24 protein-coding genes are annotated in these 16,402 nt (G+C 64.0%); 5 read left to right on the top strand and 19 right to left on the bottom strand.

What is annotated here, in order from left to right; all coding sequences use genetic code 11:
* Nucleotides 1–7: 7 nt before the first annotated feature.
* The 19 genes from EV675_RS10545 to EV675_RS10455 all read right to left on the bottom strand — a co-directional run bounded on the left by EV675_RS10545 (nt 8) and on the right by EV675_RS10455 (nt 13,504).
* A complete protein-coding gene (locus tag EV675_RS10545; RefSeq protein ID WP_130357193.1) occupies nt 8–541 on the bottom strand; it encodes a gp436 family protein in 534 nt (177 codons plus the stop codon).
* Nucleotides 542–829, bottom strand: coding sequence for a hypothetical protein (locus tag EV675_RS10540; protein ID WP_130357192.1), 288 nt, complete (start codon nt 827–829; stop codon nt 542–544).
* 169 nt (nt 830–998) lie between these two features.
* Nucleotides 999–1,889 (bottom strand): Mu-like prophage major head subunit gpT family protein, encoded by an 891-nt coding sequence (locus EV675_RS10535; RefSeq protein WP_130357191.1) that lies wholly within the window; start codon nt 1,887–1,889, stop codon nt 999–1,001.
* A 44-nt stretch (nt 1,890–1,933) separates the two neighbouring features.
* The gene (locus EV675_RS10530; RefSeq protein ID WP_130357190.1) at nt 1,934–2,365 is read right to left on the bottom strand and encodes a hypothetical protein; all 432 of its coding nucleotides are present in this window, start codon (nt 2,363–2,365) and stop codon (nt 1,934–1,936) included.
* A gap of 32 nt (nt 2,366–2,397) precedes the next feature.
* Nucleotides 2,398–3,558, bottom strand: coding sequence for a phage protease (locus EV675_RS10525; protein ID WP_130357189.1), 1,161 nt, complete (start codon nt 3,556–3,558; stop codon nt 2,398–2,400).
* 258 nt (nt 3,559–3,816) lie between these two features.
* On the bottom strand, nt 3,817–4,317 hold the full coding sequence (locus tag EV675_RS10520; protein ID WP_130357188.1) for a phage virion morphogenesis protein: 501 nt from the start codon (nt 4,315–4,317) through the stop codon (nt 3,817–3,819).
* 108 nt (nt 4,318–4,425) lie between these two features.
* A complete protein-coding gene (locus EV675_RS10515) occupies nt 4,426–5,685 on the bottom strand; it encodes a PBECR2 nuclease fold domain-containing protein (protein WP_242621379.1) in 1,260 nt (419 codons plus the stop codon).
* Nucleotides 5,669–7,234, bottom strand: coding sequence for a DUF935 domain-containing protein (locus EV675_RS10510; protein WP_130357187.1), 1,566 nt, complete (start codon nt 7,232–7,234; stop codon nt 5,669–5,671). Before EV675_RS10510 ends, EV675_RS10515 begins: the two co-directional genes overlap by 17 nt.
* The gene (locus tag EV675_RS10505) at nt 7,228–8,907 is read right to left on the bottom strand and encodes a hypothetical protein (RefSeq protein WP_130357186.1); all 1,680 of its coding nucleotides are present in this window, start codon (nt 8,905–8,907) and stop codon (nt 7,228–7,230) included. Before EV675_RS10505 ends, EV675_RS10510 begins: the two co-directional genes overlap by 7 nt.
* Nucleotides 8,904–9,455 carry a phage protein Gp27 family protein gene (locus EV675_RS10500; protein ID WP_130357185.1) on the bottom strand — a complete coding sequence of 184 codons (552 nt, stop codon included), beginning with the start codon at nt 9,453–9,455 and terminating at the stop codon, nt 8,904–8,906. Before EV675_RS10500 ends, EV675_RS10505 begins: the two co-directional genes overlap by 4 nt.
* 1 nt (nt 9,456) lies before the next feature.
* Nucleotides 9,457–9,750, bottom strand: a complete 294-nt coding sequence (locus tag EV675_RS10495) for a VpaChn25_0724 family phage protein (protein WP_130357184.1) — start codon at nt 9,748–9,750, stop codon at nt 9,457–9,459.
* A 13-nt stretch (nt 9,751–9,763) separates the two neighbouring features.
* A complete protein-coding gene (locus tag EV675_RS10490) occupies nt 9,764–10,066 on the bottom strand; it encodes a DUF2730 domain-containing protein (protein ID WP_130357183.1) in 303 nt (100 codons plus the stop codon).
* Nucleotides 10,067–10,180: 114 nt separating this feature from the next.
* Complete coding sequence (locus tag EV675_RS10485; protein WP_130357182.1) at nt 10,181–10,630, bottom strand: hypothetical protein; 450 nt, start codon at nt 10,628–10,630, stop codon at nt 10,181–10,183.
* A complete protein-coding gene (locus EV675_RS10480; protein ID WP_130357181.1) occupies nt 10,627–11,238 on the bottom strand; it encodes a transglycosylase SLT domain-containing protein in 612 nt (203 codons plus the stop codon). Before EV675_RS10480 ends, EV675_RS10485 begins: the two co-directional genes overlap by 4 nt.
* Nucleotides 11,238–11,606, bottom strand: coding sequence for a putative holin (locus EV675_RS10475; protein WP_130357180.1), 369 nt, complete (start codon nt 11,604–11,606; stop codon nt 11,238–11,240). The genes EV675_RS10480 and EV675_RS10475 overlap by 1 nt, the downstream gene beginning before the upstream one ends.
* 124 nt (nt 11,607–11,730) lie before the next feature.
* A complete protein-coding gene (locus EV675_RS10470; RefSeq protein WP_130357179.1) occupies nt 11,731–12,231 on the bottom strand; it encodes a hypothetical protein in 501 nt (166 codons plus the stop codon).
* A gap of 29 nt (nt 12,232–12,260) precedes the next feature.
* A complete protein-coding gene (locus tag EV675_RS10465; RefSeq protein ID WP_130357178.1) occupies nt 12,261–12,779 on the bottom strand; it encodes a hypothetical protein in 519 nt (172 codons plus the stop codon).
* Between the two features lie 33 nt (nt 12,780–12,812).
* The gene (locus EV675_RS10460) at nt 12,813–13,055 is read right to left on the bottom strand and encodes a hypothetical protein (RefSeq protein ID WP_130357177.1); all 243 of its coding nucleotides are present in this window, start codon (nt 13,053–13,055) and stop codon (nt 12,813–12,815) included.
* Nucleotides 13,052–13,504: a helix-turn-helix domain-containing protein gene (locus EV675_RS10455; protein ID WP_130357176.1), complete on the bottom strand. Its 453-nt coding sequence runs from the start codon at nt 13,502–13,504 to the stop codon at nt 13,052–13,054. Before EV675_RS10455 ends, EV675_RS10460 begins: the two co-directional genes overlap by 4 nt.
* 124 nt (nt 13,505–13,628) lie before the next feature.
* On the opposite strand from EV675_RS10455, the gene EV675_RS10450 reads away from it, so the two are divergent.
* The 5 genes from EV675_RS10450 to EV675_RS10430 all read left to right on the top strand — a co-directional run bounded on the left by EV675_RS10450 (nt 13,629) and on the right by EV675_RS10430 (nt 16,398).
* Nucleotides 13,629–13,823, top strand: a complete 195-nt coding sequence (locus EV675_RS10450) for a DNA-binding protein (RefSeq protein ID WP_130357175.1) — start codon at nt 13,629–13,631, stop codon at nt 13,821–13,823.
* 124 nt (nt 13,824–13,947) lie between these two features.
* Nucleotides 13,948–14,421 carry a hypothetical protein gene (locus EV675_RS10445; protein ID WP_130357174.1) on the top strand — a complete coding sequence of 158 codons (474 nt, stop codon included), beginning with the start codon at nt 13,948–13,950 and terminating at the stop codon, nt 14,419–14,421.
* Complete coding sequence (locus EV675_RS29695) at nt 14,418–14,921, top strand: hypothetical protein (protein ID WP_165404336.1); 504 nt, start codon at nt 14,418–14,420, stop codon at nt 14,919–14,921. The genes EV675_RS10445 and EV675_RS29695 overlap by 4 nt, the downstream gene beginning before the upstream one ends.
* Nucleotides 14,922–15,048: 127 nt before the next feature.
* Nucleotides 15,049–15,360, top strand: a complete 312-nt coding sequence (locus EV675_RS10435; RefSeq protein WP_130357173.1) for a helix-turn-helix domain-containing protein — start codon at nt 15,049–15,051, stop codon at nt 15,358–15,360.
* Nucleotides 15,361–15,372: 12 nt separating this feature from the next.
* On the top strand, nt 15,373–16,398 hold the full coding sequence (locus tag EV675_RS10430; RefSeq protein WP_130357172.1) for a hypothetical protein: 1,026 nt from the start codon (nt 15,373–15,375) through the stop codon (nt 16,396–16,398).
* Nucleotides 16,399–16,402 lie beyond the last annotated feature (4 nt).

Genomic DNA, 16,402 nt, shown 5'->3' with positions numbered 1-16,402 from the left:
CGTCCCCCTACCGGAAGTGCCGCAGCTGTTTGCGGCCGAAGGCGTTCGGCGCGCCGGTGATCCGGACGTCCGTGGGACTGGTGCGGCTGCCGGCAATCGGGTCGGTTTCACCGAGACTGAACTTCCCGTCAGCGGCGAGCTGGAGCAGCCGGAGCGCGTCCTTGTAATCCCGGACCACGGGGTCCGTCGCTTCCTGCGTGACCCGGTCCTTGTTGAGGAGGTAGCGGGTGATCGCCCTGGACCAGGACGTGACGACGTTCTTGCCAGTACTCGTCGGCGGTAGCTGTAGCGGCAGCACGTAGCGCTGCGCCAGGAATCCGTCGATCAGGGCGTCCGCTTCGCGCACCGCATCGGAGATCCGCGCAGCTGCTGCGTCCGCGTCGGCGATTTCCTCGGGCGACCAAGCACTGCGGTCCAGGCCGCGCAGCGTGGCGTCCATGAGCGCGAGGTCCCGGACGTCATGCTCGCGGGTGCTACCCAGCTGCGCGAGTTCGCGCGGGCCGGGCCGCTCAGCAAGTTCGGGCAGCGTGATGTAGGCCACTTACGCCTCGGTCGAGGTTTCTGCGGCGACGCCCAGCTCGGCGGCGGTCGGCGCGTCGATGGTCCCGCGTTCGGTAACCAGGTCTGGGTCGTTCTCGAGCCGCTCGAGCTGTTCGTCGGTCAGCCCCGAGATCACGATGCCGTAGGGTTCCTGGGAAAACCGGAAACCACAGCGCCGGATGGTGGTCGGGATGCTGCGAACCATGATCACGTCGACCTGCGGCTGGTTCGTCGAGGCTCCGGCCGACTCGTCGACCGGCCGAACCTGCGCCGCTGACACCGTGGCCACGGGCTTCGCCCTCGTTGCGGGCGCGCGCGGGGTCTTTCTGGGGGATTTGGTTGCCACCTGTTGCTCCTGTTGATTCCGCAGCCCACAAGGGCCAGGGCTGCGGGTGCATCCAGCTCTCACGCTTCAGGCCATCGCGTGGAGTAGTTCTGCTTCGCGCTCTCGGGGTGTATCAGGCCAGCCGGGGTGTAGCGAGCACGTCGACCACGTCGCGGTTGATGTTGGTCGCGCCGGCGGCGTTCCGCTCGGCCTTGACGACTTCAAGGGCGGCGGCGCGCAGCGAGGGCGGCACGAGCAACAGCTTGGGACGGATGCCCAGCGGGTTGCCGTTGTCGCCTTTGAGGGACTGCATGGCGGCGTAGACGTCGTTGAACGACTGGCTGTCCAGCGGCTCCTTGCTGGCATAAGCCAACTGCCAGAGGCCGAACCCAGTGTTCACACGCGCATCGGTGCCGTAGATGTACTCCTTGCGCATGAAGACGTTTTCGTCGGTTTCGTCCTGCAACGCCACGAAGTTGTAGTCCTTCCGCTTCTGGAAGATGATCGGTTTGATCACCCGGGTGAGGTCCAGCAGGTACCAGGCCGTGCCCGTGCCGCCCTGGAAGTTGCTGACGCTCACCTCGCGATTGCCGACCTTGACGGGGTGGTCGGTATCGAAGAAGTTCTGCCCGTCGTAGCACTTCTGGTTGAATCCGTCCGCTAGCAGGCGGAATACCAGCGTGTCGGGGTGCTCCTTGGCGTCCTGTCCCAGCTGCGCCATCAAGGGGCTGAAGACACCATAGCTGTCGTCTTCGATGGCCTCGCGATTTACGCCTACCGTGTTTTCGAAGGGCTTGTTCTTGATCGTGTAGTCGTGCAGCTCGAGGTTCTGGATGACGCGATCGCCGATCCACTCCCGAAAGCCCGTCGTTTTGCCTAGCCAGGGATAGGTTTCCTTGGACGTGGTGCTTGGCACGGTCAGAGCGATCTGCTGATACTCGCTCGGGGCACCGGCGAACGCGTTCTGAAACGCGGTCTGGTAGCCGATGAAGAGGTTCCGCAGGTTGGCGCGGTTGATTTCCATTTTGCTTGCTCCAGTCTGAATTGACGTTGCGAGATGGCCAGCGATCAGGGGGCGGCAGCCGCAGCGATAGCGGCGGCCAGCACCGGAGCCTGACTCACATCGACCCAGACCTGGCCGTCCTCGATGTCGATCACCAGGCCGGCCACCGCGGTGCCCGTTTTGCTGACGGTCTGGTCATCGGCCACGTAGGCCACCTTGCCGATGTCGGCGCGGGTCAGCTCGCCGGCTCCCGCCGAGTTGTCGAACAGGTACGTGCTGCGGCGCCCTTCGACGCGGCTGTCACCGGCGGCCAGGGACACTTGTTCCTGGGCTACGGCCCGGACGGTGTTGCCGGCCGCCGTGGCCGCGACGGCGTTGCCACTGTTGTCCAGGGCGTACATCGCGCCCACGTAGAGCACCGCGGCGGCGGCGAGGGGGTCGGAAACGAGTTCCCCGTCGCGGCGCGGGGTATTGCGGTCTGCTGTCAGAGCGGTCATGGCTGTCTCTCGATGTGGTGGAGGACTGGCGGTTAGGCGGCAGGCAGGTTCTTGGCGTAGGCGGCCGGATCCAGTCCCATGTTGGTGCAGATGGCCAGTTGGTCGGTGGTGAGTTGGGATGCGGCCTCACCGCCGTCCTTCGGCTTCCTGCCGCCGGTCTGCGTCCCGGCCAGCGCTGGGATCGGCTGGGCGACGTCCAGGTACGAGGTCAACGCGGCCAGGTTGGTATTGCCCAGGTCACGAGCCCACTTCTCCTGGGCCGGCAGCAGCTTCCCGGTCGCCAGGCCGTCCTTGACCAGCTGGTCCACCTCACCGTTGGTCAGTTTCTGGTTCAGCGCGGCCAGGTCGTTCTTGACCTGCTCGAACGTGGCCAGGGGCACGTACTGAGACAGGTCGGGGGATGCGCCGGCCGCGCGCGTTTGCAGCGCGCCGACGGCCGTCAGCACCGCGGTCATGGGCGAACCGGCGGGCACGCCCACCGCGGCGCACAGCGCGGCGACTTCGGATTCGGCCGGGGCGGCAGTCTTGGACTTGAGCCCGTTGACGGCCTCGATCGCTTGGTCGGCGGTGCTGTCGGCCGGCAGGCCCAACGCCTCCAGCAATCGCTTGAGCAGTTCGTTCATGGGAATCTCCTGTAGGGCAGTGAGGCTGGCCAGGCCGAATTGAGCCGCGGCCGCAGCGACGTCGCGCAACGCGATGGGCTGCATGCCGTCGATACCGGGGGTGTTCGTAATGGCGCCCATCAAAAGTTCGTGGACGCCGCCGGTTTCGTCGAAGGTGAAAACCGGCGAGAAGAAGAGATATTCCTTGGCATCGACACGCTGCCGTGCCAGAGCGGTCAGATCCACGCGGGCGAAGAGTCCTTCGCCGTCGCGCCAGAGCAGCTCACGAAACCAGCCCGCCGCTGGCGCCGGCTGGCCGTTCTTCTCCTTCAGGAGCGTCTGGTGCTCGTAGTCGATGACCAGCGGCGTGATCCGCGCATTGAATCGTGCGATGGCCTGCGCGGCGAGTTCGCTGTCGATATGCCAGAACGGCACTTTCATCTCGCGCCCATCGTTCGGCCGGAACTCGCCCGCAGGCGTAACCTGAATCTCGACCTGGCCGCTCGACATCGCCGGCAACTGAAATGCGCACGCGGCCACGGCAGCGCCGAGGACGGAATGTAGAGGCGGAGGGGTGTGGCGTTTGCTCATGCCTCGCATCTTGGCGAGGGGGGAGCCGGCTGTATTTTTCCCGCGGGAAAAATCGTGCAGGCCGTTGCAGCCCGCTGGTGGAATTCTGGCGGAGATCGGGACTCACCGCCAGTCGGCAGGGGTTGCCCCGGAGCCGTCGGGGTCGGACGGCCCCACAGAGGCGTTTATAAACGTTTAGGGGCGCTCGCGCATGCCGCCGCCGTACACGTGGGGGCAACGGGCAGAAAAACGCCCTAGAGGCGCTCTAGCCGAATGGGGTCACGAGGCCGCCGCAGCCAGGTAGTCCTCGACCAGGTCATTGATCTCAGCGAGGTCATCTGCGGATGTGCCGAGGTATGGGCGCGCCGGGAGCGTCACCGAGCTGAGGAATCGGCCACCTACACGCAGCGCTCGGCCCGTGCGTGGCTTGATGGTCCCGCCGAACTGCTGGATCGCCGCATAGACCAGGTTCGATCCCACGACAGCCTCATCATCTGTCGCCTGAGCCACCAGCGTGCCGCTGAGGTAGCCATTCAGCGTCAGGATCTTGTCCTGGTTCTTGGACTTCTGTCGCTGATACTCCGGATTGAGTGCCGCCCACGGGGTGCCATCCGGGGCCTGCTGTGTCCTGAATCGCTCACGCGAGCTGTTGTAGAGGTACTGGGCAATGTCGTCCATCAACGGCTGCGGGTGCTCCAGCGCGGCAGCTTGCCGGTCCAGGCCGGCTTCCGCGGCCCGGGTATCGAGGTCGATATCGACAGAAAGGAACGCACCAGCCATCAAAATCTCCTAAAATGGGCACGCGGCCCATCGATCGAGCAGCCCCTGCCGGGGCCTCCAATCCTACGATCGGGGGAGCCGGGTGCGGCAGCGCCCGGCCCGCACCGCTCACTCTCCATCCCTGCGGTACAACCGCACACCCAGTCGCATCGCTTCCAGGTACGCACCATCATTGGCCTGGAACGTTGTCACCCCAGCCCAGCCGTCCGCACCCACCTCGAATACCGCCAGCGCAGGCGTCGATTCGCCTTGAATCTGGAACCGGGCCAGGTAGCGCCGCCGCACGACCGCGCGGGCCGCACGGGCGAGCCATTCGATGCGCACCCAGATCTCGTCCGGATCGAGCAGCGCCTGGGCGAGGAGCGGCAAATAGCGTTCACGCCCACGTTTCAGCACCTTCCACTCGCCGTTCGTGACGTCGCGGAAGAGATCCGCTCCGACGACCAGGCGTTCGCCCACCACGTCCTGCACGATGGCGGGCCGGTCCAGCGTCGCTCCGAACTCCTGCAGGTAGTTCTCGACGTAGTACTCCGGCGTACCGCCGGCGGGCAGCAGCTGCTCCGCGTTGAATCGGCGGGGAGGTGGAAGCGGATCGGATGGGCGACGGTTCGGCACGCCAGGCCCCGACGAGCTGCTCGGACCAGCATCGTCGGGCCGCTCGCGTGGGATCGCCGACTGCAAGCGGCCGCGGCCTGGCGTGTAGGCCCACCCGGGATCAACCCCCTCGGGAACTCGCACCGTCCGCGGTCCGGTCGCGCTGTTCTTGCCGATGACCTGGTCGACCCACTTGATGGGTGGGGCCGTGTCCGGCCCTTTCTTGCCCATCCTGGCCAGGTCGCGGTCGTTGTGCGCGGACACCCAGCACTGACAGCCCCAGCCGTTCGGGCCGAAGTGGGTCTCCCACCAGGGATCATCCGCATGCAACACCGTGCCGTCCCATTCCAGGTGCAGCGGACGAGGATGCTCGACTGCATCGGAGTGGTTGTACCGCCACCAGGGGCGGCGCTCCTTCACTGCCTGCAGCTGCTGGTAGCGCCCGGCGGCATAGCTGCTGCGCAGGTTGGCGTCGTAGATCACCTTGCTGCGCCAGTTGCGCGAGCCGTTGTAGTCCCAACCGTGCGTGGCAACGATGCGATCGAAGTCCTGGCGGAACTGCTCCAGAGTTCCGCCTTGGGAGATGACCGCGTCGACAGCCTGGCGGAAATCGGTCAGCAGATCGTCCCGATTCGCTCCGGCGACCACGAACGCCCAGTCATGCTCGGCGCCGTAGATGTCAGCGTAGCTGGTCGTCCCGAGATTGAGTTTGCGGCGAAAGAACGCGATCTGCTCGGGAAACGGCATGGCGCCGTAGCTAACGCCCGTCGCCACCGGCAACCTCCTGCAGAATCTCGTAGCGGCCGGCCAGGGCCGCAGCGGTCAGGGCCTGGGCCATGCGCAGCGCATAGTCGTCCACCGACAGGTTCGGGTACAGCGTATCCAGGCCGTCACGGATCTCCTCGAGCGACTGGGCACGTTCGACCAGGCCGCGGATCTGGTCGACCCAGTCGGTTACCGCAGGCCCGACCGCCCGCGACGTTCGGGGCACCCACTGTGCTGGCGGATCGCCTACGGGCTGCCGGGCAGGCTGGGCGGTCAGCGCCGCCAACCCGGTGGCCGGCGCTGCGGCCGGTGCGGTCAGAATGTCCTCGCCTTCATCCGGTTCAGGAATACTCAGTCGCTCCTGCGCCCATTGCCTGCCGATCCGCATCCCCATGCCCACCAATTTCGGCAGGGACTCGGCGTATTGCCCGATGTCCTCTGGCTCCTCGATCGTTAGTTTCAGGCGCGGGGCGCGGCGGATTCCGCCAGGCGCCAGTCCGTTCAGCCACGCCATCGGGTAGATCAGATCGCGCGACAACGTCGACGAGATCTGTCGGCAGTCCGAAACCTGCAGATCCTTCCGGACCTCGTTGTGGACGTTGCCTAATGCGTTGGTGCTGCTCTTGCCGTCAGCCTGGCTGGTCAGGGTGCCACCCAAGATCGCCTTGCTTTCGCTGCGTTCGCACCAGTTGATCATCAGCTCGAACCCGGCCGGGTCCCCGCTGGCGGCATCCTTGAAATCGATCTTCATGCCTTCCGGGATGATCCCGGCGGCGTTGTGGCCAATCGATACCAGGGCGCGCAACAGGGTCGCCTTTTCCGCCTCCGAAGCGTTGGGCGGGTAGCTGCCCAGGCGCAGGGGAATGCCGGAGATCTCCAGGAACTCTGCCAGATCCCCTACGGAGTAATTTTTGAACAGATACGGCCACACCAGGACCCGGAACAATGCGGCACGCTCGATGTAGCCCGACTTCGCGCGGTGCGTGTGCGTGATCCAACCGAAGGGCTGCAGGGGTTCCCCCTGGCCACCGTTGCGCAGCAGGATCTCCTGCCGGTAGCCCCGAGCCAGTTTGAACCAGCTCTGAGGGCGATGGGTGATCGATGCGGGGATCCACAGACCCTCGACCCGGTGCCAGGCCAGCTCCAGGTTGGCAAATCCTTTGCCGATGGCGTCCGAGACATCAAACAGGGTTTCCTCGAAGTCGGGGATGTCGGTCATCATCTCCTCGAGCTGCTTCGCGTCCCGTTTCTCCCGGGCGGACGGGTTGGGCGGCGGCAGGATCTCATAGTCGCGGATGATGGCGCGGCGGCGCTTGCCCATTTCGCTGGCGATATGGGCGTCTTTCTCCTCCATGTCCTCAAACAGCTCGTACTGGGCAACGATGTCGCCCTGTTCGGCCGTGTCCAGGATCTGGGCCAGTCGGGACGGCGTCAGGCCGCGGGTCGGATGCCCCTGCCATTCGTGGCGCAGCATCGCTACGCGCGAGGTCTGCGGCTCTTCCAGGATGTCACGCGTAATGGGCCGGCCGTCCGGCCCCAGGATTTGCGGGGTCACCATGCTCCATGCTCCGGCAGGTTGATTTCAGGAATGTCGTCATCCGGCGCGCGCATTCGGCCGCGGCCGGTGCGATCGACCACGTTGTCGAACCCGCGCGGCGGGACCGGGATGGGCGTAAACGCGATCGCGCTGGACAGGTTCAGCGTGGCGTAGTTGGCCAGGCACAGCGCGATCGCGGAATCGCCGTGGCGCAGCAGCTCGGCGTCGACCAGGTCGCGGGTCCGAACCTCGGGCACCATGGGGATGCCATCGACGTTCTCGACTACGCGCAGATCGCTCTCGATATTGGCGTCCCGCGGCAGGTCGATCATCCCGTCCTCGAACAGATCCACCATCTTCGGCATCCACACGCCATACCACGCACGATTGAGCGTGACCTGGTGGACTCGGGTGGCACCGAACTCATCGGCGGTGTACTCCGCCATGATCTGGCCTGAGCCTGTGGCATCAATCGCCGCAGTGAATAGCCCAAGGAACCGAAGCACGTGCCAGAGGATCTGCTCCTGCTGGCGGCTCGGCACCTTGTGCAGCTCGATGATGAATGGGCAGGTCCGGCGCAACGTGCGCGTCACGCCCAGCGGCACGATTTCCGAGAAATCCCGGTGACGGGCGTAGTCCATGCCTATGCCCCAGCGCAACGATCGGTCCAAGGTGGCTAGCACCGGGTCGAGTTCCTTGGCAATCCAGTCCGCCACCCACGCTTCGCGCACGGGGGGGAGCCAGGACGTGAACGAGTCATCCAGCGTCAAGCGCAGGACGGGGCGTTCCTCCGGCATGGCGGCCTCGATCCAGACGCTCGGGATACATACGCCGTTGCCGTCCCGGGGAACGGCGTCCAGTTCTTCGCGCATGGCCGACACCCGTGGGCCGTAAGCGTTTCGGATCCGCATGTACCAGTCGCGTTTGCCGTCGGCAGTCGCGGGCGTCCCGTTCATCATGCAGACCCGCTCGTACAGGCCGTTGGCGACCGCATCGTCGAATGTCACCGTCATGACGATGGCATCCGGCCCGTACCGGCCCGCCTCGACGTCCTTCACGAACTGATTGAACGGGTTTTTCTTGCCGTTGTGGGACGAAATGACCGTGATCTGGCCGCCCCAGATCAACAGGGCAATGGCAGCGTCGAGCACACCCTGCACGTCCGGGTGAAACGCCGCCTCGTCGATGACCACGTGGCCCTGCAGGCCGCGAATGTTAGCCGGACGGCTCGACAGTGCACAGATCTGGAAACCGGAGGCAAATCGAATCCGATAGGCGTTGATGTGTCGCGTATTACCCTGGTCGTCCTGGTCCTCGAACAGGAATTCCTCAATGCTGGAGACACCTTCGCCCTGGGCCTGGACGATGACACGGGCGAACTTGGCGCAATAGCCAACAAATTCCAGCCCTTTTTCTTTCGTATCGCCGATGTAGTAAACGTTGTCCCCGCCGGCGGACTTGCGGGCGGCGGCGACGAGGGTTTTGTCCAGCGCCGTGGCGAAAGTGATCCCGGTCCGGCGCCCCTTCGGGCATACCTTGATCGACGCCGTCAGGGCTGCGAACTCCCGCTGGTGGCGCATGAGTACGCCCTCGGTCAGCGGGTTGAATCCGGCCGGGATCTCGCGGACGCGTGCCGGCAGCTCTTCCCAGTCGATGACTCGCTGGGTGCTCGATAGCGGCTGAACGCCGCTCATGACGCCATCCCGAGGACTTTCTTGCGCCAGAACTCGACCTGGTCGGCGTCCATGCCCTGGGCCTGGGCCACCTCCTGCAGGTTCGCTTCCTGCTCCCGCTGCAGCCGCTCCCGCGCGTCCTGTTCAATGGCCCGGCGCTCTTTCAGGCTCATGGTGCGGGCCTCCATGGCGGCCTTGGCCGCGCGGGCGAGCTGAGCGACTTCCTTGATGGACACGTCCTTGTCACCATGGGCCGACAGCGCCGCGTTGGCGGCCAACGTCGTCACGGCCTGGGCCAGCAGCGCCCCGGCGCGATCGCCGATGCCTTCGCCCAGTTCGCCGATCATGGCCCGCGCGCCTTCCTCGATCTCCCGCATGCGGGAGGTCAGCTCGGCAAAATTGGCCTGGTATCGATGGACGGCCGACCGGCTGGGCGTCTCTTCTTCCGGAAAACGGTCGCGCAGGTCGGCAATCATCTCGTTGAGGGTCAGCCGGTCCTCGCGGAGCAGCTTCTCCAGATGAGTGCGGACGGCCGGCGGCAACTTCTTGACGCTCGACTTACGGGCCATGTCAGGCCCCCGGCCGCTTGACGCCGGGCGCGACTGCGCGGCCGGTGGCCACGTCCTGGCCGCGCTCCCGCAGCGTGGCGACCAGGACGACATCCAGATTCTCGATGTCGAGCAGCCCCTGCTCCTCTAGCCAGCGCAGCTCGGTCTTGACCTGATCGCGTGACATCGAGTGGCCGAAGCTCTCCAGCGCGGCCCGCAGCACCGAGCTGTTCGCGCGATAGGCGGGCTGCTCGGCCAGCAGCCGCAGGATCACCAGACGCTGGTCCTCGCGCAGGAAATCCGAGAATTTGCTCATTGGGGGTTCCCCGTTACTTGTTGTTCAGCAGGTAGTTGTTGATGCGGTCGACGGTTGTCGTCAGAGGCACCAGGGCCTCGCGCAGCGCATCCAGCGTCGCCTTGACCGCCTTCACGTCGCCGGCCAGGTCGTGGACCAGTTCCTGGTCCGGCAGATGCCGCACGTGCTCCTCCAGGGCCGCGAGCTGCTGGCGCAGTGCCGCAACCTCCGCGGCATTGGCCGCATTCCGGCCCATCAAGTGCGCGTAGAGGGCGATGGCGCCCATCACCAGCCACTGAAGCAGGCCAACGCCCCATCTCAGGTCTTCGATGCTCATCGGCGTGATTGCTCCGTGGCCAGCCAGTTGATCAGGTCCATGTGGATCCCGGCGCATTTGCCATACAGCCCGTACATCACATCCAGCGCCTCGGTCATGTCGTCCCCATGGTTGCTACTCGGCGCCGCCGGCTCCGGACACGGCACCGCCATTTCCGCGGGCAACACCAGCGGCGGTGCCGGAGGTGGCGGCGGTGGCGGCCCGGATTCGGGAGGCTTCCAGGCGGCGCATGACGTCGTCGTCATAGCGGCAACCAAGGCGATCGCCAGCGGTTTTCTTGAGCGCATTGCGCAGCTCCTCGGTGGATTGAGAGTTGATGCGCCCAGCCTCGGCCAGGAGCCTGCTGAGTTGCGAGCTGGCAGCATTGCTGCGCGCAACCAGGTCATTGGTCCCGCGCAGCACGGTATTGAGCTGGTTCACCACGTTCGTGCTGCTGGCCGCGGTCACGCTGTCCTTGCCGGCCTGCTTGCCCTGCGCGAAGCCCGCCCGCTGGCCCAGGCCATACCCGGCCCCGATTCCCAGCAGAACCGCCAGGACCACCACAACGCCTGCGATCCATTTCATGGACATACCCCCGGCCCCCATCCAGCCGCGGCATACAGCGGCTGATGGCGGCGAATGATCCGATCGGGATAGGCACGGTTCTCGCGCCAGTTCGCCGCCGAGCGGCCTGCGTTGACCCGCTCGACGGACGAGAACCATGCCAGCGGATCGAGCCCCAGACTCGATGCCAGCGCCTGGTCACGGCTGATCCAGCCGAGGCCGCCGTTGTACGCAGACAGGGCCATGGCCATCCGCTCGCAGTCATCGCGTGCGCGGATGCGGTCGAACAGCCAGCGGTCGTAGGTTACGAGGGCGCGCAACGCCCATGCCGGGTTGTAGGGCCTGTTCTCGGCCAGCGCGGGGTACAGCCGCGAGATCCAGGCGGCGGTCGCCGGCATGAACTGGGCGAGGCCCTGGGCCCCCACGGCGGATACCGCATCCGGCCGCCAGGTGCTCTCCTGGTGAATCTGGCCTGCGAACGTCGCTACCGGGGCGTTCAGACCCCAGGCGTAGCGTGCGTTGCGCACCAGATCGTCTCGATACGCCAGGGCCGCGCGCGGAACATCCGCCGCGGCTGCGCAGCCCAGCCAGAGGATCAGGGGCAACAGCACTGCTGTCTGGATGCGCATCACAGGCCCAGCGCAACGCCCACGACGACAGCGAGGACGACGACAGCACGACGGATCATGGCCGCGCAGAAGACGAGCGCATAGCCATCCGCTACCGGGTAGTCGACGGATTCACACCCGCCACCGTCCAGCTCGCACCGCCAATCTTCCTTGAGGTAGCCGTCCGGCCTCGCGTAGGGGAACAGCGCACGATCCAGCCAGTACGCCACGACGGCGGCCAGGCTGATCAGCGCCAGTTTGTACAGGGCCACCGGCAACTGGGCGGGCGATACCAAGTAGATGGCAATGACCAGGATGATCGAGAGGATCAGCCAGGTGGTCAGGCGTGGGAGGAAGCGATAAACCGGGGGGACCAGATTGGCGGACATGCGACGTCTCCTGAAGGAACGTCGCCATCGTGCCGCTGCCCGCTATGGGCGTCTTTTGGACGAGGGAAAAATACGACCGAAAGACACGAGGGCTAAGGTACTACGAGCCCTCCCGTGGAATTGATCAATCCCGATCCATCAGCTCGATTATCGCTTTTTCCAATGCGTCGAAATAAGCTCTCCAAGCGTTCAGGGCCCGTCCGATTTGCTCAATATCGGAGCTGGCGGCCAGGGTTTCGCACTCGGCGGTGGCACGGTAGTACCCCTTGGCCAGGGTGCGCACAGAGGGTATCCCGAGCAATGCAACGGCGTAGGCTTGCGCGGCAACGGTGGACGGTAGCTCTTCGGCAGGCGTTTGCGGCCAACGTCGCCCCTCATCTCGCTGATTCAGCATTCGAGTCTGAGATTGCAAGATATACCCCCAGAACTCCTGGACAAGAGCCGCTTGCCGATCCTCCTTTTCCTTGGCTTCGGTGCGTCGCCAGCTCGCTTCTTCTCGCTCTTGTTGTTGGGTTACTTGTTTACTGGCTGCTCGTGCTGACAGGAGTTGGCTGACGATCCCCGCGGCCAAAGTCCCCACCGCTGTAATCAGGGCAACAAGCACCACATCGCTGATCTCGGACATCTCGGTTTCCGCCTCCCGCTTGACCGTGCCTACATGTCCCGTTTCTTCGCGGCTTCCATCGCCGCACGGCGGCGGGCGATCTCGTCAGCACCGTAGGCCGAGGTAATGGTCAGGAAACCGTTTTCGCCGACCAGCTTCTCGAGAAGCGAGATTGAGTTGCCCTGGGCATCCTTCCATTTTGCCCTCCGTCGATCCGGAATCGACGTGTCCAGTGTGGGAGGCCCATATTTCTCTGTCAGCGCGGCAACGATCTCATTGAAATACACCCGCCACGGGTCGACTTCGATGCTGACAACGCGCCCGTCCAGTACATAGGCGCGCAATTGAGTTGGCTTTCCCATGTAGGTCTTGTCTGGAAACGAGTCTGGTAAGCAAATCTCGTCATAGGGGCCATGCTGTGGTTTTACAGGCGTGCATTTCCAATGATGAAGCTGAAGAAAGGCTTCCTGGCTCTCACCAATGGGAAAACCCTTGAATTCAAATGCTGTGGCTTGAGCCGCCACCATTGAAAATGCTATTCCGAGCACTGCACGGAGAAAGACGCTCATCCCATCCCCCACATCAAGTATTCAGTAAACGAATCACGCGGAACTCAATTTACCGCCATGTCCGCCGTTTTTTTTATGTCTTTCGGCGAGGGGCAGCTGTAGCCAGGCGACGCCGCCAGTCATTTTTTTTGCGGGACATAGCTCGGCAATATCCGACGGTCCCAACACCAACACCGTCACGACCCGGTCTCCCTTCAACCGCAGATGGATGTGCTGTCGAATATTCGGTTTGTAGTTATCGATCGTGTGTGCTGCTTGCCCCACCCACCTCTTCATTTCTTCTTTTTCCCCACGTTGATGGTCAGTCCGTCCTGTCTGACTGGCCCGTGGATGAGCTGACCTATTTCCAGACGCTCTGCCTCGACTGAGTACTTGGCGGCCTTTTTATGAGCCACAGCACCCCGAAGTGCCCCCACTGCTGCGGCCTTACCAGCAGTCGGGGCCGTGCGATATAGCGCCAACAGTGCAATCTCGTCTTCAGAAAGAGACGGCGCTGGCGCCTGAGTGGTCGCCCAATCTCCTGTAAGCACATAGAGAACGTCGACCCCAAGCGTCGCTAGTGCCGAAAGCTGCACTGCTGTTGGGGACGAGACGCCCTTTTCCCAATCGATCAGCGTTCGCTTCTTGGCACCAGCAGCATCCGCAAACGCCGGCTGGGTGAGCCCGAGCCGTTCTCGTTCGGCCTTCAGACGCGCGCCAATGGCGCAGATATCCGCATCTTCCATGTTGACAGGTGCAGATTTCCGCACCAAAATATGTTGAAGAAATTGCCAATTTCATCGCATCAACTCCGGCCAAGGACAGCGCGAGAAATTGGCACTCCACCGTCAATCCGATCAGGAGCCCAGCATGACCTCTGACCAAATCAAGGCCAAATTCCGCCGCGAGGGCCGGACGTTCTCGGCCTTCGCTCGCGAGCACAACTACCGTTTGAACGATGTCTACCGCGTTCTGAACGGCCAATACAAGGGGCATTACGGCAAGGCGCACGAAATCGCTGTCGCCCTGGGCCTCAAAGCCAGCGCTGACCGTCAAGCCGCGTGAATGCGGCCATGTCCGATCCACAAGCGCCATGCCAATTATGCCCGCTGAAATGATTTTCTACACGTCGAAATCCCGGCTTTGTTTGGACGCCGGTATTCAACGCCGCTGAGGGGACCGTCCAACCATGCGCAGGAACTGGAAATCGGTTCAACCGAATAGCTTGCTGGAGGCGCTACGACTCGCGAAGGATTTTGCGATCGAGCGGCGCAGGCTCTCGGTTGAACGAATCGCCGATCTCATGGGCGTCACGCATGACGCCCTCTACAAGTGGCTCAGCACGGGCCGCATGCCCGCGAATCTGATCCCTGTCTACGAACACGCGTGCGGATGCAATTTCGTGACTCGCTGGCTGGCCGCAAGCAGCGGAAAACTCGTGATCGACCTCCCGGTCGGCCGCGATGCGACCGCGGCTGACATGCAGGCACTGCAAGAGCAATTGCATGGGGCGGTTGGCGCGCTCCTGCAGTTCTACGCGGGCCGCGCGGACCAGGATTCAACCATCTCGGCAATTCAGCTAGGCCTGGAAGGTCTGGCATGGCATCGCCACAACGTGCAGCAGCACGAGACCCCTCAACTTGATCTAGGAGTCCAGTCATGACCCGTGACGACATTCTCTATGCACTGGCGAAGCAGGTCCCGGATATGGAGCGCGGCTTCGAGATCCATACCAGCTACGGCGCCATCGTCATTCCGGCCGGGCCGTTGGCCGATTGCCTGCAGGCGGCCGTTCGTAAGGGCCTGCAGATCCAAGAGCACGCTGCGCGCAAGCTGGAGCAGATGACCAAGTGCTGCTCTCAGCACGCCGAGCGCCCACCTACGTGGGTGCCGAATCCTCTGTTCCCGACGACGGCTGATCACGGCGATTTCCTGCGTGCACTTATCCGTCCGAATCCCCAGGCCGTGCAAAGGGTCGTAGAACGGGCCTTAGCCAATCCGGAGTCCTATCGAGCTCAGACAGCGAGTCTGCGTGCCGATATAGAACGGCTAGCACTGGAGCACGGGATGCCTGATCTCGCTGCATCCCTTCGAGCCTTGTGTACAGGCTCTGAGCAATCGCCTGCCGGGCCGGTAGATCCTCAAGGTGGAGCCCCCAAATGAGTTCCTCCACGAGGATTTCCATGACCTGCAGGCGCTCTTCGAGCGTCAGCGGCTCGCTTTCGGCTTTGTTCATGACGGCTGTTCCCGGTGTCAAGAACTGGACGGTATCACACGGGGGACTGTCGAAATGAGCGATGACCGCTACGTCAGCGACCAGGTCCAGCGCACGCTGAAAGTCATGCTTGCCCTGGCCGCCCGCGATTTCCAAGGGTTGCGGCTCAAGGACGTCGCCGCCGCCGTCGATATCCCGGCCCCAACGGCATTACGCGCGCTGGAGAACCTGCGGGCCGCCGGCCTGGCCGAACGCGATCCGACCCAATCCGATATGTGGCTGCTCGGACCGAAGCTGGTCCAGGTCGCCCATGCATTCGACGCCGCCATGGGCCGCGCACAGACCGCCCTGGACGAGCGCCGCCAACGCTATACCCGCCTGCCGTAAGGAGCACATACCGTGGCCAGAAAGAAAACCGAAGTCGCCGTCGCGGCACCATTGCCCGAGGTGAACACACAGGCATACGTCGAAGACGTCATCGCCGTCCGCACGGTCGCCGACATACAACGGCAGGACGAAATGGACGAGGTCCTCGCGGCCGGAGTCGACCTCGGACGGCTGGAGGCGCTCGACTTTGTGGCGACCGTCGCCAATTCCGCCTTGATCCAGATATTTGAAAACGTAAAGAAATCAAAGGCTTGGAGGTTGCTGCGGAATCCCAAGAGTGGCGACGGTCGCCATTTTGAAAGTATTGACGAGTTCTGCGAAGCCAAGCTGGGCAAGAGCTACAGGCGCATGCGCGAGATCGCATCCAACCATCGGCTCCTGGGCCAGGAGGCGTTCGAGCAAGCGGAGCGCATCGGCCTCCATCAGCGCGACTACAACGCGATCAAGGCGCTGCCGGCGCCCGACCAAGAGCTGATCCGGCGGGCCGTCGAAGAGGCCAAGACCCGGGATGAGGTTGTGGACCTCATGCAGGAGCTGGCGGTCCGCCATGGCAAGGAGCGGGAAGCCCATGGCAAAGAACTGGAGGACGCCAAGGCCGAACAGCGGGCGCTGGAGAAACTGTCCGCCGACGCAGCGAAGGAGAAACAGCGCCTGCAGGTCAAGCTGGAGAAACTGCAACTGGGCACCGCCTCCTGGGAAGACAAGGTTGCCGAGTTCAAAGAGGAGATCGGCAAGCGCCAGGCCATCGTCGACGAGGCGCTGGGCCGCCACCTGGAGGCTGCCACGGCGCTGGATGCGTGGTGGACTGAACAGGTGACCAGCCGCGACGGCTACGACCCTGAAATGCAGGTTGACCTGCCGGTACCGGTACTCACGGTGCTGATGCAGTTGGTGGACGCTGTCGATCGCAGTGCGCAGGTCGTGGCGGCGGTCCAGGCCGATCTGCACAACCGGTTCGGCCAAGAGATCGACCAGTTCCGATCGCACCGGCTCGCCGACTCCGATGAGGGGGGCAGCGATGACGACATGGAGGCATAGCGTC

The organism is Pigmentiphaga kullae (assembly GCF_004216695.1).
GTDB lineage: Bacteria > Pseudomonadota > Gammaproteobacteria > Burkholderiales > Burkholderiaceae_B > Pigmentiphaga > Pigmentiphaga kullae.
Note: the sequence above shows the minus strand (reverse complement) of the source record. Positions and strands in the feature narration are given on the sequence as shown.

Excerpts from the sequence above, each read along its gene's own strand:
- EV675_RS10535 (WP_130357191.1), bottom strand. The coding sequence starts at position 1,889 with ATGGAAATCAACCGCGCCAACCTGCGGAACCTCTTCATCGGCTACCAG.
- EV675_RS10530 (WP_130357190.1), bottom strand. The coding sequence starts at position 2,365 with ATGACCGCTCTGACAGCAGACCGCAATACCCCGCGCCGCGACGGGGAA.
- EV675_RS10525 (WP_130357189.1), bottom strand. The coding sequence starts at position 3,558 with ATGAGCAAACGCCACACCCCTCCGCCTCTACATTCCGTCCTCGGCGCT.
- EV675_RS10520 (WP_130357188.1), bottom strand. The coding sequence starts at position 4,317 with ATGGCTGGTGCGTTCCTTTCTGTCGATATCGACCTCGATACCCGGGCC.
- EV675_RS10510 (WP_130357187.1), bottom strand. The coding sequence starts at position 7,234 with ATGGTGACCCCGCAAATCCTGGGGCCGGACGGCCGGCCCATTACGCGT.
- EV675_RS10505 (WP_130357186.1), bottom strand. The coding sequence starts at position 8,907 with ATGAGCGGCGTTCAGCCGCTATCGAGCACCCAGCGAGTCATCGACTGG.
- EV675_RS10500 (WP_130357185.1), bottom strand. The coding sequence starts at position 9,455 with ATGGCCCGTAAGTCGAGCGTCAAGAAGTTGCCGCCGGCCGTCCGCACT.
- EV675_RS10495 (WP_130357184.1), bottom strand. The coding sequence starts at position 9,750 with ATGAGCAAATTCTCGGATTTCCTGCGCGAGGACCAGCGTCTGGTGATC.
- EV675_RS10490 (WP_130357183.1), bottom strand. The coding sequence starts at position 10,066 with ATGAGCATCGAAGACCTGAGATGGGGCGTTGGCCTGCTTCAGTGGCTG.
- EV675_RS10485 (WP_130357182.1), bottom strand. The coding sequence starts at position 10,630 with ATGAAATGGATCGCAGGCGTTGTGGTGGTCCTGGCGGTTCTGCTGGGA.
- EV675_RS10480 (WP_130357181.1), bottom strand. The coding sequence starts at position 11,238 with ATGCGCATCCAGACAGCAGTGCTGTTGCCCCTGATCCTCTGGCTGGGC.
- EV675_RS10475 (WP_130357180.1), bottom strand. The coding sequence starts at position 11,606 with ATGTCCGCCAATCTGGTCCCCCCGGTTTATCGCTTCCTCCCACGCCTG.
- EV675_RS10470 (WP_130357179.1), bottom strand. The coding sequence starts at position 12,231 with ATGTCCGAGATCAGCGATGTGGTGCTTGTTGCCCTGATTACAGCGGTG.
- EV675_RS10465 (WP_130357178.1), bottom strand. The coding sequence starts at position 12,779 with ATGAGCGTCTTTCTCCGTGCAGTGCTCGGAATAGCATTTTCAATGGTG.
- EV675_RS10460 (WP_130357177.1), bottom strand. The coding sequence starts at position 13,055 with ATGAAGAGGTGGGTGGGGCAAGCAGCACACACGATCGATAACTACAAA.
- EV675_RS10455 (WP_130357176.1), bottom strand. The coding sequence starts at position 13,504 with ATGGAAGATGCGGATATCTGCGCCATTGGCGCGCGTCTGAAGGCCGAA.
- EV675_RS10450 (WP_130357175.1), top strand. The coding sequence starts at position 13,629 with ATGACCTCTGACCAAATCAAGGCCAAATTCCGCCGCGAGGGCCGGACG.
- EV675_RS10445 (WP_130357174.1), top strand. The coding sequence starts at position 13,948 with ATGCGCAGGAACTGGAAATCGGTTCAACCGAATAGCTTGCTGGAGGCG.
- EV675_RS29695 (WP_165404336.1), top strand. The coding sequence starts at position 14,418 with ATGACCCGTGACGACATTCTCTATGCACTGGCGAAGCAGGTCCCGGAT.
- EV675_RS10435 (WP_130357173.1), top strand. The coding sequence starts at position 15,049 with ATGAGCGATGACCGCTACGTCAGCGACCAGGTCCAGCGCACGCTGAAA.